At 41.2% G+C, this 15,694-nt stretch carries 14 protein-coding genes; all 14 read right to left on the reverse strand.

Annotated features, from left to right (window positions below):
• Positions 1-198 precede the first annotated feature (198 nt).
• A complete protein-coding gene (gene nrdR, locus CVD28_RS14960; RefSeq protein WP_101593184.1) occupies positions 199-657 on the reverse strand; it encodes a transcriptional regulator NrdR in 459 nt (152 codons plus the stop codon).
• 172 nt (positions 658-829) lie between these two features.
• Positions 830-1,216 carry a hypothetical protein gene (locus CVD28_RS14965; RefSeq protein ID WP_142384783.1) on the reverse strand — a complete coding sequence of 129 codons (387 nt, stop codon included), beginning with the start codon at positions 1,214-1,216 and terminating at the stop codon, positions 830-832.
• A gap of 149 nt (positions 1,217-1,365) precedes the next feature.
• Positions 1,366-1,746 (reverse strand): adenosylmethionine decarboxylase, encoded by a 381-nt coding sequence (gene speD, locus CVD28_RS14970; protein WP_101593186.1) that lies wholly within the window; start codon positions 1,744-1,746, stop codon positions 1,366-1,368.
• 373 nt (positions 1,747-2,119) lie between these two features.
• A complete protein-coding gene (locus tag CVD28_RS14975; protein ID WP_101593187.1) occupies positions 2,120-3,151 on the reverse strand; it encodes a glyceraldehyde-3-phosphate dehydrogenase in 1,032 nt (343 codons plus the stop codon).
• 257 nt (positions 3,152-3,408) lie between these two features.
• The gene (gene coaE, locus CVD28_RS14980) at positions 3,409-4,017 is read right to left on the reverse strand and encodes a dephospho-CoA kinase (protein WP_101593188.1); all 609 of its coding nucleotides are present in this window, start codon (positions 4,015-4,017) and stop codon (positions 3,409-3,411) included.
• A gap of 101 nt (positions 4,018-4,118) precedes the next feature.
• A complete protein-coding gene (gene mutM / locus CVD28_RS14985; RefSeq protein WP_101593189.1) occupies positions 4,119-4,955 on the reverse strand; it encodes a DNA-formamidopyrimidine glycosylase in 837 nt (278 codons plus the stop codon).
• 101 nt (positions 4,956-5,056) lie between these two features.
• A complete protein-coding gene (gene polA, locus CVD28_RS14990; protein ID WP_101593190.1) occupies positions 5,057-7,690 on the reverse strand; it encodes a DNA polymerase I in 2,634 nt (877 codons plus the stop codon).
• Positions 7,691-7,781: 91 nt separating this feature from the next.
• The gene (gene hflC, locus CVD28_RS14995; RefSeq protein ID WP_101593191.1) at positions 7,782-8,711 is read right to left on the reverse strand and encodes a protease modulator HflC; all 930 of its coding nucleotides are present in this window, start codon (positions 8,709-8,711) and stop codon (positions 7,782-7,784) included.
• Entirely contained in the window at positions 8,711-9,670 is a 960-nt protein-coding gene (hflK, locus tag CVD28_RS15000; protein ID WP_101593215.1) for an FtsH protease activity modulator HflK, read from the reverse strand. The genes hflC and hflK overlap by 1 nt, the downstream gene beginning before the upstream one ends.
• Before the next feature lie 229 nt (positions 9,671-9,899).
• The gene (pnpS, locus tag CVD28_RS15005; protein WP_101593192.1) at positions 9,900-11,660 is read right to left on the reverse strand and encodes a two-component system histidine kinase PnpS; all 1,761 of its coding nucleotides are present in this window, start codon (positions 11,658-11,660) and stop codon (positions 9,900-9,902) included.
• Entirely contained in the window at positions 11,657-12,376 is a 720-nt protein-coding gene (locus CVD28_RS15010; RefSeq protein WP_101593193.1) for a response regulator transcription factor, read from the reverse strand. Before CVD28_RS15010 ends, pnpS begins: the two co-directional genes overlap by 4 nt.
• Positions 12,377-12,605: 229 nt before the next feature.
• Complete coding sequence (locus CVD28_RS15015; RefSeq protein ID WP_101593194.1) at positions 12,606-13,079, reverse strand: MaoC/PaaZ C-terminal domain-containing protein; 474 nt, start codon at positions 13,077-13,079, stop codon at positions 12,606-12,608.
• Between the two features lie 105 nt (positions 13,080-13,184).
• A complete protein-coding gene (mdh, locus tag CVD28_RS15020; protein WP_101593195.1) occupies positions 13,185-14,123 on the reverse strand; it encodes a malate dehydrogenase in 939 nt (312 codons plus the stop codon).
• A 114-nt stretch (positions 14,124-14,237) separates the two neighbouring features.
• The gene (icd, locus tag CVD28_RS15025; protein WP_101593196.1) at positions 14,238-15,506 is read right to left on the reverse strand and encodes an NADP-dependent isocitrate dehydrogenase; all 1,269 of its coding nucleotides are present in this window, start codon (positions 15,504-15,506) and stop codon (positions 14,238-14,240) included.
• Positions 15,507-15,694: the final 188 nt, after the last annotated feature.

The following is a 15,694-nucleotide window of genomic DNA, read 5'->3' on the forward strand; positions in this document are numbered from 1 at the left end:
TTAATATTCATACCTTTCTAAAGAAAAGCGGAAGCGCCTTAGGCGCTGGAGCTAGACATCTGTACTTATGCTTTCTTATCTAGTAAGAAAAACGCCCAGAGGCTTGGACAGCGCAGAAGCGAAGTACCAAACACATTTTTTAAAAATTACCCTTATTAAAAGGTAAAAATGAGCTAAAACGAAAATCTTTTAGCCCATTTACCGTTCCTTATTAATCAAGTCTTTCAGCTCTTCGATAAAAACGTTGATGTCCTTAAATTGCCTGTAAACTGATGCGAAACGGACATATGCCACCTCGTCTATCCCAGCAAGCTTGTCCATCACCATTTCGCCGATACTTTCGCTCTTCACCTCGGATACACCTTGGTTCCGAAGCTCCTTTTCAACATAGGATGTAATTTCCTCCAGCTCTTTTAGCGGAACAGGACGCTTCTCACATGCCTTAATCAATCCGCGCAGAATCTTATCCCTGCTGAATTCTTCCCGAGTGCCTTCTTTTTTCACAACAATCAGAGGGATTTCCTCCACTTTTTCAAATGTTGTGAACCGGTATTGGCATACCTCGCATTCTCTCCGCCGTCTAATCGCCCGGCTTTCATCCACCGGACGGGAATCCAGAACCCGAGTACCATTATACTGACAGGACGGGCACTTCATACAATCAGCTCCGATTTGGTTATTTTCCTCTCGCACGAGGACTTAATGATAATAATTCAATCTTATAAAAAAGAACCTTCCTGTACAAGTGGAAAATTGAAGCTATTAGTTGAAAAGAAAGGCTGTAATTGATCCAGCAAAAGCAAATAATGCGAGGTTCCATTTAGGGATATCAGGAGTTTTTTCCTGCACCAATAAAAGTGAGCTTTTTATTCAGCTCTTCATATGCCTGAACTATGTACGTCCGTAAAGCCGGGTATACGCCTATTAAAGACCATTTTTCCGTAGAAGCATTAAAATCAATCGCGGTCTCAAAGGGCCTTACCGTGATAAAAGTCGCTACAAGGTATGAAAGAGGGGATGTTCTCGTTTCAACCAGCATTTCGCCATGCTCTTTCGAAATGGAGGTGATGCTGAATTTCTGTTTATTGTTAAATACTTCCTCGAGTGCATTTAATATCTGCTCTGAATTAGCTTTATAGTAATGTGTTTTAAGCAGTTCGTCTGAATGGTTTTCGCTTGTTTCACAATGTTGCTGGTATCTTGTTAGAACTCCCATTTCCATCAATCCTCGCCTGTTAATCAATTGTGCTTATATTATAACTTATTAACGTTATAATCATGAAGCAATAACCATGAAGCAAATGGATCTGGTTCAGAAATATAAAAAAGAGGCGTATGCATACACCTCTTTGGTCTTTTCGGTTATTAAAGTGCTTTAGCTTGTGACTGCTTGACCTGTACAGGACCCATTCCGCGCGGAAGTTCAATATTCTCGCGTGTCTGAGCATTCAGGGCTTCAGCAATATAGTCAGCAGCAATATTAGGGTTCAAGTCACCACAAGTGTATACATCAATGCTAGCATATCCATGTTCAGGAAAGCTGTGAATCGTCAGATGAGATTCAGAAATGATTACCACGCCGCTTACTCCCTGAGGAGCAAATTTGTGGAACGCAACCTCGCGTACTTCCGCACCTGATTTCAATGCTGCGTCTACGAAGATCTGTTCAATTAAATTGATATCATTCAGCTTGTCAAAATCGCAACCCCAAAGTTCTGATATTACGTGTCTACCCATTGTTTCCATGTTCAAGTTTCCCCCTTTAACATGATAAAGTTTTCAAATTCCTTTAAAACATTTAACGCAATAACTACCACGGGGGAAAGTTAGTCCGAAGAGGTCCTAACCCTTTAAGTAGATATATGAATCTCTTAATCAAGAAGTTCACGAATCATAGTATACTTTGTATGTATTTTTTTTGCAACATATCTTTTTTAAAAAATTTAGATGATTTTTTTACGCTTCAGAAAAGGGTTGTTATAAGGCCTTTTAGAAATATATTCGAAACCACACTAAAAACCCTGCCGCATTAACGGACAGGGTCCACGATTCTGAAAGCCTGTCAAACAGATCAGCTTTCAAAATTTTTTAATATGATTCAATGAACGGTTAAAGCAATTTAACCTACTTTTACTCCAAGAGATTGCTTCATTTCACGGGCAACAAGTGATACCAAATCAACAACACGGTTTGAGTATCCCCATTCATTGTCATACCAAGCCAGCACTTTTACTTTGCTCTCTCCGATTACCATGGTGGATAATCCATCAATGATTGCTGAATGAGGGTTTGTATTAAAATCCACTGAAACAAGTGGTTCAGTTGTAAATTCTAAAATTCCATTTAGTGAACCTGCAGCTGCAGAAACAAAGGCCTCATTAATATCTTCTACAGTAACATCTGTTTTAAGATCTACAACAAGATCTACAAGTGAAACATTTGGAGTTGGCACCCTTAAAGCCATCCCATGGAGCTTGCCGTTCAGCTGCGGCAATACCAGGGATAAAGCCTTCGCAGCACCTGTAGTAGTAGGAATGATGCTTTGAGCACAAGCCCTTGCACGTCTAAGATCCTTATGAGGATTATCCAGGTTTTTCTGGTCATTCGTATATGAGTGAATAGTTGTCATTAAACCATTCTCAATCCCAAATTGTTCATCCAGCACCTTTACTACTGGAGCAAGGCAATTGGTTGTACAGGATGCATTGGAAATAACGGAATGCTTGGTGATGTCAAGTGCATCCTCGTTAACTCCCATCACAATGGTAACGTCTTCATTTTTGCCCGGAGCTGTTAAAATGACCTTTTTCGCACCTGCATCCAGATGGAGGGCGGCCTTTTCACGGGAGTTAAACTTTCCTGTTGCTTCAATAACGATATCAATGTCAAGTTCAGCCCATGGAAGCTGTTTAGGGTCGCGGTCGCTTAACAGCATTACACGATGTCCATTTACAATCAATGCTCCATCTTCAGGCAATACTATTCCATCAAATTTTCCATGGATAGTATCATATTTTATTAAATGAGCTAAAGTTTCAGCAGGATAGCTTGCATTTATGGCAACGATTTCAAGATTATCATCTAAAATTGCTTTGCGGAACACCATTCTACCGATTCTACCAAACCCGTTAATTGCTATACGTGCTTTCATTTTTCGGCTCCTTTTTTTAATTAATGTTATACTTTATGTTTGTATTCTCGGAAATAGTATAACATATTAAGACACAATTGTGATGGTAAAAATGCGGAATTTTAAATGTTTTATTATTCTGACTATTAAAGAACAGTTATTCTATTGGCAACCCTTTGTATGTCCTCTTTTTAATGATAAATGGCTCTTCTTATTGAAAACAACCGGCGTCGCTTTCGCCCCTTTTCCATACAAAAAAAGCACCTGGTCCGGTGCTTTTATTTGCTGATAACCTGCCATTTATTTAATATCTCGACAACTTGCTGCTTTGTTTCATGGATTGTTCCATTATTATTTACAACCTCATCGGCCAGCTGTTTTTTATCTGCAAGCGGCATCTGGGAATTAATCCTGGCCCTCGCTTCAGATTCAGGAAGATTATTTCTTTCAATCAGCCGCTGCAGCTGAACATCTTCATCTGTATAAATAAGCATCGTTTTAGCAACCATCTGTGTGAGCTTACTTTCAAATAGCAATGGAATATCCAAAAATACAACACGTTCCCCTTTGGAAAATGCCTCTTCCTGCTGCTGGATCATATACTCTCTGACTGCGGGATGAACGATGCTGTTTAGGATCAGCCGCTTTTCTTTGTCATGAAAAATTAGTGTTCCAAGCTTTTCCCGGTCAATGGAACCATCCTTTAGGAGAATGTGCTGACCAAAGGCCTCAGCAATTTTTTGGTTTGCTTTCATCCCAGGTTCAACTACTTTCCTGGCTGCCAGATCCGCATCAATGACTATAAAGCCAAGCTCATCGCTGATGAATTTGCTTACTGTGCTTTTTCCGCTTGCAATTCCACCCGTAATTCCATATACAATGCCCATTTTCAAATTGCCTCACTTACTATTAGTATAATGTTATAGGAAGAGTAAGCTTAAGCATGATCTAACCCCTGCTTAATATAAGAAGGAGCCAGCTCTCAGTCTCAACTCCCATTTACTGGCTGACACACAGGACAGATAGTAGTGCCTCTGCCTCCAACAACTAGCTTTTCCAAGGGTTTGCCACACCGTTTGCAGTTCTCCCCTTTTCTGCCATAAACAAGCAGCTCTAGCTGGAACATGCCAATCTGTCCCTGGGAATTAACATAAGAGCGAATTGTGCTTCCGCCCTTCTCAACTGCTTCTGATAAAGTAACAACTATTTCCCCATGCAGCCTCGCGATTTCAAGCTCAGTCAGTGTAGACGCAATCCGTTCCGGGTGAATCCCTGCGCGGAATAACGCCTCATCAACATATATATTGCCAATTCCAACTACAACCGTCTGATCGAGAAGAACAGGCTTAATTTTCCTGTTTGTTTTCTTCAGCTTTTCTTTGAGATGCTGGACAGTAAATTCATCAGAAAGGGGCTCAGGGCCGAGATGCTGGAGCGGAAGATTTATTAATTCCTCCCCTTTGGAAAACAAATGCATTGTACCGAATTTCCTGACATCCCGGTATCTCAGCTCAGTCCCATCCGTAAATGAAAAAATAACATGGGTATGCTTATCATACTCTTCATCTTTTTTATACAGGCCGTACTTGCCTTCCATACGGAGATGGGAAACCATCGCATAGGAATCCAGATGGAAAATTAAAAACTTGCCTCTCCTGCCTATTTCATGGATGGTCTGGCCCTTTAAGGCATCCTGAAACTGCTCTGCCTGCTCGGGCATCTTTATAATTTTCGGCCAGAAAACGGAGACTTCCCTGATCGTTTTGCCAGTGACCAGCTGTTCAAGTGTCCGCCTGACTGTTTCAACCTCTGGCAGCTCTGGCATATTTTTCCCTCCTTTTATCGCAGCAAATAATATATTCCGGGCCTAAATTAGGATAGTAAAATAATATCTTAAAATAATTACAAAAAGTTTATGGAGCTTTTTTATTTTGCATCAAACCAGGTCGGACCATAAGCATAGTCAACCTTAAGCGGTACCTTTAACTCCACAGCACGTTCCATTTCTTCCGGTACGATTTTCATTAGGATTTCTAATTCTTCCTGAGGCGCCTCAAAGATTAATTCATCATGCACCTGAAGGAGCAGCTTGGCCTGCAGATTTTCTTCCTTCAAGCGTTCGCTCATGTTGATCATTGCCTGCTTGATGATATCAGCAGCACTGCCCTGTATCGGGGTATTCATCGCTGTCCGCTCCGCAAAGCTCCTAATATTGAAGTTTCGGCTCGTAATTTCAGGAATATACCGCCTTCTATGGAGCAAAGTCGTACTGTAGCCTTTTTGCTTTGCTTCCTGGATACTTTCCTTCATGTATTCCTGGACTCCAGGGAAACTCTTTAAATACTGATCAATGAATTCCCCAGCTTCCTTTCTGGTGATGCCAAGGCTTTGTGAGAGGCCGTAATCGCTTATCCCGTATACGATACCAAAGTTTACAGCTTTTGCATGCCGGCGCATATTGGATGTAACCTCTTCCTTTGAGACATGAAATACATCCATCGCTGTTTTTGTATGAATATCCATGCCGGCAAGGAAGGCTTCTATCAATCCCTCATCATTGGCTATATGGGCAAGTACCCGCAGCTCAATCTGGGAATAGTCCGCAGCGAATATGACCCAATCCTTCTCAGACGGTATGAAGGCTTGTCTGATTTTCCTTCCTTCTTCAAGGCGGATTGGAATGTTTTGCAGGTTGGGATCTGTTGAGCTGAGTCTTCCTGTTTGGGTTAAGGCCTGATTGAAACGGGTATGGACTTTATCTGTTTTCTTATCAACAACCTTAAGCAATCCCTCTATATAGGTAGACTGCAATTTCCCAAGCTGTCTGTAATGGAGGATTTCCCGGACAATTTCATGCTTATTCTCCAGCTTTTCAAGTACATCTGCAGACGTGGAATAGCCAGTCTTTGTCTTTTTTACGGCTGGAAGCCCAAGTTTTTCGAATAAAATAACGCCGAGCTGCTTCGGTGAGTTTATATTAAAGCTCTCACCCGCGAGCCCATGTATTTTTTCCTCTATTGCCCTCAGCCTTTGAGTCAGTTCAGAACCCATTGCCTTTAGCCTTTTCACATCGACCCTAATTCCCTGAATTTCCATCTCCGCAAGAATGATGGCCAAAGGCATTTCAAGCTCAGTGAACAGCCGGTACTGTTCATTTTCTTTAAGCTGGGCAATCATAGGCTCCTTCATTAAAAGTATAGCCTGAGCATTTCTCGCTAAGTGCTCGCTTAGAGCATTTTCCCCCGGAATTGAACGCTTTGCGCCTTTTCCGTAAAAAACTTCATCCTTTTGAAGCGGCATTCCTTTGTGCCACTTTGAAATGTCAGCAACATCCTCGACCATTTCCCCAGGATTTAAGATATAAGAAGCTAACATAATGTCAAAATCAATTCCGGCCAGCGCAATTCCTTTTCTCCTTAGTGACACAATGGACCGCTTAGCATCATAAACTGCTTTTTTCTTCGTACTGTCCTCCGCCCATCGTTTAAATTCTGGAGAATCAGCCGCTTTATCTGCAGACAAATAAAAGTTTCCCTTATCATTGGAGATACTTAACCCAATAATGTCAGCATGATTGTAATTATCTTCAAGTATTTCAATGTATAATGCATTTTCTTCGGCAAAAATCTCATCGGCCACTTTGTCGATTATCTGGACTTCAATTGCTTCCTGGACAAGTTCATCCTTGGCTCCTGCAGTATCACCCATTTTCTCAAGCAGAGATTGAAAGCCCAGTTCTTTATACAAGGAGATTACTTTTCCGTTATCTTTTCCTTTATATTCTGTGTCCTCAAGCTTTACTTCAATTGGTGCTTCCCTGGTTATGGTGGCCAGCTCCTTGCTAAGCACAGCCAGGTCTTTATGCTCCTCAATTTTTTCCTTAAGCTTTTTCCCGGTTACTTCATTAACCGAATCCAAAAGGTTTTCAATTGTACCAAATTGATGCAGCAGCTTCAGAGCTGTTTTTTCGCCTATCCCCGGAATTCCGGGGATATTATCTGAGGCATCACCCATTAGACCTTTCATATCGATTATTTGATCTGGTCCGATGCCATACTTCTCCTGAATATGCTCAGGTGTGTATTCTTCAATATCGGTGATTCCTTTACGGGTTATTCCAACCGTAACAGCCGGAGAGGAGAGCTGCGTCAAATCCTTATCCCCTGAAATGACCTTCACTTCAAATCCATCCTTTTCAGCCTGAAGCGAAAGCGTTCCAATAATGTCATCGGCCTCATAATTCGTCAGTTCATATCTGCAAATGTTGTACGAATCCAAAAGCTCGCGGATAAATGGAAACTGCTCTGACAGCTCGGGCGGCGTCTTCTGCCGTCCTCCTTTATATTCCTTGAAGGTTGAATGCCTGAATGTCGTTTTTCCTGCATCAAAAGCGACAAGCATATGTGTCGGTTTTTCTTCCTCCAATATTTTATTAAGCATCATTGCAAAACCATAAATGGAGTTTGTATGAACTCCTTTATCGCTATTTAAAAGAGGCAATGCAAAAAATGCGCGGTATGCAATGCTATTGCCATCTATCAAAACAATCTTTTTAGTCAAATGAATACCTCCCTATAAAAACAAAAACCGTTATTATCCTTCCTCCATTCTACCATGAGAATATTAGGAAAGAAAAATAACGGCATCCCTATTAATTTGTATTTCCCATCAGCAGGCGTGCGTATGGGGAGTCTGATGGCAGGACAATGACTGTTTCCCCATCAATGGTTTTCTTATAAGATTCAAGTGTCCTGAATAAGCTGTAGAACTCTGCATCCTTTGAAAAAGAAGCATTATAAATTCGGGCAGCTTCCCCTTCCCCTTGTGCCCTGATGACTTCAGCATCAGCCTGGGCCTTTGAAAGGATTTCTTTAACCTTTCTGTCGGTATCCGCTTCGATCCGGTTTTTTTCAGCATCACCCATCGACAAATATTCCTGGGCTTTGGATTCGCGTTCAGATATCATCCGCTTAAATACCGATTCTTCATTTTCCGCCGGCAGGTCGGTCCGCTTTATTCTAACATCAGTAACCGCAATTCCATAGGAGTCCTTTTTCAATAAATCATTGACCAGTTCTGTCACTCTGTCATTCAGGCTCCCCCTGGAGGATTTTTCATCATTAATGATTTCATCATAGTTTAATTGGCCCAGCTCCGCCCTGACAACGGAATAGATGAACTCTTCCATTCTTGCTTCGGCATTTTCTACAGACCTGGCGTTGTTGATCATTTTCTTTGGGTCAACAATTCTCCATACCGCATAATTATCGATCAGCATCCGCTTTTTATCCTTCGTATTAATTTCCGCTTCTGATACCTCATAGCTCATCTGATATTTTGGAAGAGTTGTTACCGTTTGAATAAAAGGTATTTTTGTTTTTAGCCCTGGTGATTTATCAATCCTGACTACCTCTCCAAACTGGCGGACAACCTTGTACTCTCCTTCACTCACAATATAAATATTGTTAAAGATAAACAGAGCGGCTGCCAATATAATTATGATGAAAATCCCTATTTTTGTGTAGCCTCTCCATTCTATAGTTGTTTTCTTCTTATCAGTAATTCCAATCACTTTGTTCATTACTGGCCATCCCCTTCCGCCTTCGGTTTTGGCTGTTCTTTTTCAAGCGGCCGAATCGGGAAATACTTCATTGTATTCCCATCATCATTCATAATATAAATCTCTGATTTTGGAAGTACCTGTTCGATTGTTTCAATTACCAGCCGCTCCTTGGTAATGTCAGGATTCTTTTTGTATTCCTGATAGAGTTTATCAAAGACCGCCACATCACCGCGTGCCCGTTCAGTCCTGGCTGCCTTCTCTCCATTCGCCTTGGAAATGAGAGCATCCTTTTCACCTTTTGCTTCATTCATCTGCTTATTTTCATACTTCTTTGCTTCATTGATTTTCGTGTTCATTGTTTCCCTTGCACTTGTTACATTGGTAAAAGCTTTACGAACTTCTTTATTAGGCAGTTCTACATCCTGCAGCTTAACCGCAAGGACTGATATACCAATATCATATTTATCAATTAAACTGGAAAGTAAATCCCGTACGTCCGCTTCAATTTCTGCTTTTCCAGAAGTTAGTGCATCATCAATCTTCGAGCTTCCAATAATGCTCCTTAAAGCAGAAGATGTAGTATTATATAAAATCTCCTCAGGTTCATCAGCGTTAAACAGGTATTTCGGCGGATCTGTAATTTTCCATTGTACAACCAGATCAGCAAGAACGATATTCTCATCGCCTGTGATCATTTTCGTATCCTCAGGATATTCCTTGATTTCGCCGTCCTTTTGCTCGTAGCCAAACTGAAGGCTGAACGTTTCTTTAGGAAGCTTCTCTACAGACTGGACCGGCCAAGGCATTTTAAAGTGCAGTCCTGGCTCAGTTATCGTCTCATCCACATCACCAAATGTCAGGATGACCGCCTGATCGGATTCGTCCACTGTATACCACGTAGTAAAAGCTAAAAGACCCAATAATAAAACGGCAGCAATAGCACCTGCTATTATATAGATTTTCCTTAAATTCATCATGCTCACTCATTCCCCCCTTGCACTGTATAGTCTTTTTACGGATAAGGATTGGAAAAAGTTTCAATAATGTTAATAAAAAAAGAAAAGGCAAGGACGGGGTTTTTGTCCTTGCCTTTCATGCCCTTGGATGAAGGGGTTTTCAAATACATTTTATTCGCATGATGTTAAGCACGATTGAACGCCATGTAAATATAATGTAAATCTTGCCTATCCCCTTCTGGCCGAATTCCTACTTTTGAAGCTCAACAATAAATGTCGAACCTTCACCTGGCTTACTTTCGACATAAATTTGGCCCTTGTGCGCCTCCACAATATGCTTGACGATTGCAAGACCAAGCCCTGTTCCGCCGGAGTTACGGCCCCGGCCACGGTCGACACGATAGAAACGTTCAAAGATTCGCGGCAGCTCTTCTTTTTCAATTCCTATCCCTGTATCTTTTATTTCTATCCGCACTAATTCCCGTTCATCTTTAATTATGACATCCACTCTGCCGGAGTTGGATGTGTATGTCAAAGCATTCGTAATAAGATTGATAAACGCTTGCTTAAGCCTGAAGGAATCCCCCTCTATAAATACCTGATGTTCAGGTGATGCGATATTCAGCTCGATTTCTTTTTGCAGTGCCTTTCCATCTAATATGTCACAAGTTTCCTGTAACAGCAGCTTTATATCAAGCTTTTCAATATTCAGTGTAAATTCATGCTGTTCTATTTTAGACAAATCCAGTAACTCCTGAATTAGTATCTGGAGCCGATTGCTTTCTTTCAAAATAATTCCCAGAAAGTTTTCTAACGTCTCTTTATCGTTTAATGCTCCGTCCAGAAGTGTTTCCGAAAAGCCTTTAATCGAAGTAATCGGAGTCTTTAACTCATGTGATACATTCGCCACGAAATCCTTCCTGATTTGTTCTAGCTTCTTCAGTTCAGTAATGTCATGGAAAACGATCAATATACCTTTCCACTCATCATTAGTTCCAATAATAGGGGCCCCATAGACTTCAAAGTGCTTTCTCTCAAGGTCAACAGGAAGAATAAGCTGTCTCCTCAGGCTTTTTTCCGTAACAAAAATTTCTTCTATGATCTGGATAATTTCTTTATGCTGGATAACCTCATAATAAAGCTTGTAAAGGAAATCTGTACCAATGACCTTAAATAAGTGTTTATATGAACGATTAATAAGAGTAACATACCCTTTATTATCAATTAACAGAACACAGCTTCCAATGTTTTCTATCAAGGTAACCAGACGGTCCTGCTGCATCGCACGGGCGACCTCCATTTCCTGAAGGTTCCTCGCCAAAATATTTATTGAAGTGCTTAGCATCCCGGTTTCATCAGATTTTTCCTCATATGTTCTAGCCTTGTAATTTCCCTTCGCCAGTTGGATGGCAGTCTTTCTTGCCGCTTCAATCGGCCGTGTGTATCTCGAAGCTATCTTTACACCCAGCATGATAATAAGAATTAATGCCGAACCAAGACTGATCGACAGAATACCCCACATATGCCTGTTTGCTTCTTTTATAACACCCAGCTGGTTATTAAGGATCACATAGCCTTCAGGTTCTCCGTTGCTCTCGATTTCCTTCCAGTAATAATGGAGGTCGCTGCCCCCATCCGATACCTCAAATCCCTCAGATTCAATACCTTTTTTTTCGAGAATTCTTGAGAGCATTCTTTTGTGTTCCTGGCGATATTCTCCCGTTTTTTCATTTGAATCAAATAAAATAGAACCATCCGTTGAAATAATAGTAACATTAGAATCTAATATCCTTGTGAAATTATCTGCTTTCCCTTCCTTAAAGAAATCTTCCAAACCGCCGTTTTCTTTAATATATAACGATATGAATAGTGTTTCTTTTTCCAGCCTTTCATTAAAAGTATTTAAGAAATAACCTTTGAATAATTGTCCTAGTATCAGGCCCAGTGCCAATAATACAGTGATAATTAGTGCAGTTAATGTAAAGATAAGTCTGAAACGAAAATTGGTCATTCTTCCTTCGGCTCCTCTAATTTATACCCAAGGCCTCTTATCGTTTTTATATAAATCGGTTTCTTCGTATCTTTCTCGATTTTTTCGCGCAGATGGCTGATATGTACATCCACAATTCTTGTATCACCTGCAAAGTCATAATGCCACACCGAGCTGAGCAGCTGATCTCTTGTTAATACCCGGCCCTTGTGCCTGGCTAAATAAACCAGCAATTCAAATTCCTTTGGAGTTAATTCAAGTTCTGCTCCTTCAAACAAAGCAACGTAGCGTTCGGGGAAAACTTTTAAGGCTCCAAGCTTAATCATTTCTTCCCGCTCATCTTCTATATCCCCGGTTTGCTCATTGTGAAATTGCGACCTTCTTAGAATTGCTTTAACCCTTGCCACTACCTCTCGCGGACTAAATGGCTTTGTCATATAGTCATCCGCTCCAAGCTCTAAACCAAGGACTTTATCGAACTCATCATCCTTAGCTGTAAGCATCAATATCGGAGTCATAATCTTCTGCTGGCGAAGCTGTTTACACACATCTATCCCATCAAGGCGCGGAAGCATTAAATCCAAGACAATTAAATCCGGCAATTCCCTGATAGCAAGATCTTTTCCTTCTTCTCCGTCCATAGCAGTTATAACTGTGTAGCCTGCCTGCTCCAAATTGTATTGAAGCAATGTCAAAATCGATTTTTCATCATCAACTACAAGAACCTTTTTTGCCATTTTGTCCTCCCGAGTTTGAATACTAAAACCCTTCGACCATTCGGTCCTCTTCATCCAATTCCAATTATAAATAAAAAAAGAATAAAGGGAAACAACCGGTTTAGGAAGATCCCGGATGCTGCGGTTTTAACGGCAAAAAGGTTTTGACGGGATAACACTCTAACGTAGGCGTTATCCCCTTCTATGTACATAAAAAAGAACCCATAGAAGCGGGTTCTCGTTAAGGCTATTAAAAATTTTCAAGTGCCTGACCATTTGTGGCATCATTGAACCGGGGCGGACAAACCTTAAGGCTTGCTTCCAGTACTAAGTCATTTTCCTCATTTTCGGCACTAACATTTATATTCACCTGCTGCTGGTCCCTATCTACTTCTTTTACTTCAAAGAGGAATTTAACAGTTCCGTAATGGTAAACCGGCTTATGGTAAGTAATATTCTGTGAGAGAATATGGCTTCCGGGTCCCGGCAGATATTTTGATACAGCTGAATTTATAATACCAATCAGCATGATGCTTGGAACAATCGGCTTTTTAAAGGGAGTTTGTGAGGCGTAATCGTGCTGAATATAAAGCGGGTTGGCGTCATTGGTTAAACCCAAGTACAGCAAAAGATCTTTGTCTTCTATTTTTTCAGTCAGGGAAAGCTTCTCGCCAGCTTTAATATCTTCAATTTTCCTGCCAAGCTTTCGTTTTTTTAATAACATGGAAACCTCCTCCTTGCATGGTCTAAAACATTTTAAAAAAATTCGGGGAAAATATTGTTTCCCCGAATTTCAGTCTTTAACCTATTTATATTGAGAATATGTTTTTTAAGCTAAAACATTCATTACATTACGAACAGATTCAACAGATTTAGCAAGGGCTGCCTTTTCATCTTCAGTCAATTCCAGTTCGATTACTTTTTCAATTCCTCCTGCACCAATAATAGTAGGGACGCCAAGGTAAATTCCTTCAAAGCCATATTCACCTTCAAGATAAGCGATAGTCGGAAGCACACGGCGCTGATCTTTAAGGATCGCTTCTGCCATTTCAACAAGTGACGCAGCTGGAGCATAGTAAGCACTGCCGTTGCCCAAAAGATTTACAATCTCACCGCCGCCCTTGCGTGTGCGCTCAACGATTGCATCTAAGCGTTCTTGAGGAATAAGAGTTTCCAATGGGATACCGCCTGCATATGAGTAGCGTACAAGAGGAACCATATCATCTCCGTGCCCGCCTAAAACGAAACCGGTTACATCTTTTACAGAAAGATTTAATTCCTGGGCGACAAATGTACGGAAACGAGCCGTATCAAGTACTCCAGACTGCCCGATTACACGGTTCTTAGGGAAGCCGGACTCTTGGAACACGGTATAGCTCATTGCATCAACTGGATTGGTAAGAACGATGATATAACATTCTGGAGAATATTTCACGATTTCCTTAGTTACAGATTTCATGACTTTTTGATTTGTTTGAACCAAATCATCACGGCTCATGCCCGGTTTGCGCGCAATCCCCGCTGTAATAATCACGATATCTGAATCAGCTGTGTCTTCGTAGCTGGAGGTTCCTGTAATGTTTGCGTCAAAGCCCTGGACCGGACTAGCTTCAAGCATATCAAGCGCTTTACCCTTTGTCGGGTTTTCCATTTGAGGAATATCAACTAAAACTACATCACCAAGTTCTTTCTGAGCTAATAGAAAAGCTGTTGTAGCACCAGTAAATCCTCCACCGATTACAGAGATTTTTTTACGTTTTAACGACATAACATTCCCTCCTCAACTTTTAAGCTTCCAGGATATTAAACTGCTTCTGTACTTGACCGCGGAAGGCCAGGCACAGAAGCAACTTTTTGTTAGATAATAAATTATTGGATTAAATTACAGGTTTTTAATCAATTCATCAGCAAATTCAGAGCATTTTACTTCTGTTGCTCCATCCATCAAACGGGCAAAGTCATAAGTCACAACTTTAGAAGAGATTGTCTTCTCAACAGAAGCTGTAATCATTTTCGCTGCTTCTGTCCATCCAAGGTGTTCAAGCATTAGCACACCTGATAGAAGTACAGAAGAAGGATTCACTTTATCCTGGCCTGCATACTTAGGAGCAGTTCCATGTGTTGCTTCGAAAATTGCATGTCCTGTTTCATAGTTAATGTTTGCACCTGGGGCAATGCCGATTCCGCCAACCTGTGCAGCAAGTGCATCAGAAATGTAATCTCCGTTTAGGTTCATCGTTGCAACAACATCAAATTCTTTTGGACGAGTAAGGATCTGCTGCAGGAAGATATCCGCGATTGAATCCTTGATAATGATCTTGCCTGCTGCTTCAGCTTCAGACTGAGCTTTGTTTGCAGCATCTGAGCCTTGTTCAGCCTTAATGCGGTCATATTGGTCCCAAGTGAATACTTTATCGCCGAATTCCTGTTCAGCAAGCTCGTATCCCCAGTTCTTAAATGCACCTTCAGTGAACTTCATAATATTGCCTTTATGTACTAGAGTTACAGACTTCCGTCCCTCTTTGATTGCGTAATTGATCGCTGCACGGACAAGGCGTTTTGTTCCTTCTTCAGAAACAGGCTTGATACCAATTCCTGATGTCTCAGGGAAACGGATTTTATTAACTCCCATCTCGTTACGAAGGAAGTCAATCACCTTTTTCACTTCGTCAGAACCTTGTGCATATTCGATTCCGGCGTAAATATCTTCAGTATTCTCACGGAAAATAACCATATCGGTATCTTCAGGGCGCTTTACCGGAGAAGGAACACCATCAAAATAGCGAACTGGGCGCAGGCAAACGAACAGGTCAAGTTCCTGGCGCAAAGCAACGTTCAATGAACGGATCCCGCCGCCGATAGGAGTAGTAAGCGGGCCTTTAATTGCAATTAAATATTCCTGGATAACATCCAGTGTTTCCTTTGGAAGCCACTCGCCAGTTTGGTTGAATGCCTTTTCCCCTGCAAGTACTTCCTGCCATACAATTGACTTTTCACCGTTATATGCTTTTTCTACTGCTGCTTCAAGAACGCGTGATGCTGCTGCCCAAATATCAGGACCAATGCCATCTCCTTCGATAAATGGGATGACTGGATTATTTGGCACACGCAGCGTACCATTTTCCACTGTAATTTTTTCACCTTGAGTCATTGCTTTTCCCTCCAAAATCGATATCAAAGGTAAGGGCACTTCGAAAAGCGGAAGCGCCTTGATAAGCCCTGACCAGCATAAGACGAATTCCGTAAGAAGGCGTTCTTTGCCTTCTGGGGAATTTGCTTATGACCTCGCGGGGCCAGGCGCTGCAGCTAGACATCTTTCTTGTTCTAAATAAATAAGAA

This window comes from Bacillus sp. M6-12 (assembly GCF_002860285.1).
GTDB lineage: Bacteria > Bacillota > Bacilli > Bacillales > DSM-1321 > Peribacillus.

Coding starts and splice junctions, on each gene's coding strand:
- nrdR (WP_101593184.1), bottom strand. CDS start 657: ATGAAGTGCCCGTCCTGTCAGTATAATGGTACTCGGGTTCTGGATTCC.
- CVD28_RS14965 (WP_142384783.1), bottom strand. CDS start 1,216: ATGGGAGTTCTAACAAGATACCAGCAACATTGTGAAACAAGCGAAAAC.
- speD (WP_101593186.1), bottom strand. CDS start 1,746: ATGGAAACAATGGGTAGACACGTAATATCAGAACTTTGGGGTTGCGAT.
- CVD28_RS14975 (WP_101593187.1), bottom strand. CDS start 3,151: ATGAAAGCACGTATAGCAATTAACGGGTTTGGTAGAATCGGTAGAATG.
- coaE (WP_101593188.1), bottom strand. CDS start 4,017: ATGGGCATTGTATATGGAATTACGGGTGGAATTGCAAGCGGAAAAAGC.
- mutM (WP_101593189.1), bottom strand. CDS start 4,955: ATGCCAGAGCTGCCAGAGGTTGAAACAGTCAGGCGGACACTTGAACAG.
- hflC (WP_101593191.1), bottom strand. CDS start 8,711: ATGAACAAAGTGATTGGAATTACTGATAAGAAGAAAACAACTATAGAA.
- hflK (WP_101593215.1), bottom strand. CDS start 9,670: ATGATGAATTTAAGGAAAATCTATATAATAGCAGGTGCTATTGCTGCC.
- pnpS (WP_101593192.1), bottom strand. CDS start 11,660: ATGACCAATTTTCGTTTCAGACTTATCTTTACATTAACTGCACTAATT.
- CVD28_RS15010 (WP_101593193.1), bottom strand. CDS start 12,376: ATGGCAAAAAAGGTTCTTGTAGTTGATGATGAAAAATCGATTTTGACA.
- CVD28_RS15015 (WP_101593194.1), bottom strand. CDS start 13,079: ATGTTATTAAAAAAACGAAAGCTTGGCAGGAAAATTGAAGATATTAAA.
- mdh (WP_101593195.1), bottom strand. CDS start 14,123: ATGTCGTTAAAACGTAAAAAAATCTCTGTAATCGGTGGAGGATTTACT.
- icd (WP_101593196.1), bottom strand. CDS start 15,506: ATGACTCAAGGTGAAAAAATTACAGTGGAAAATGGTACGCTGCGTGTG.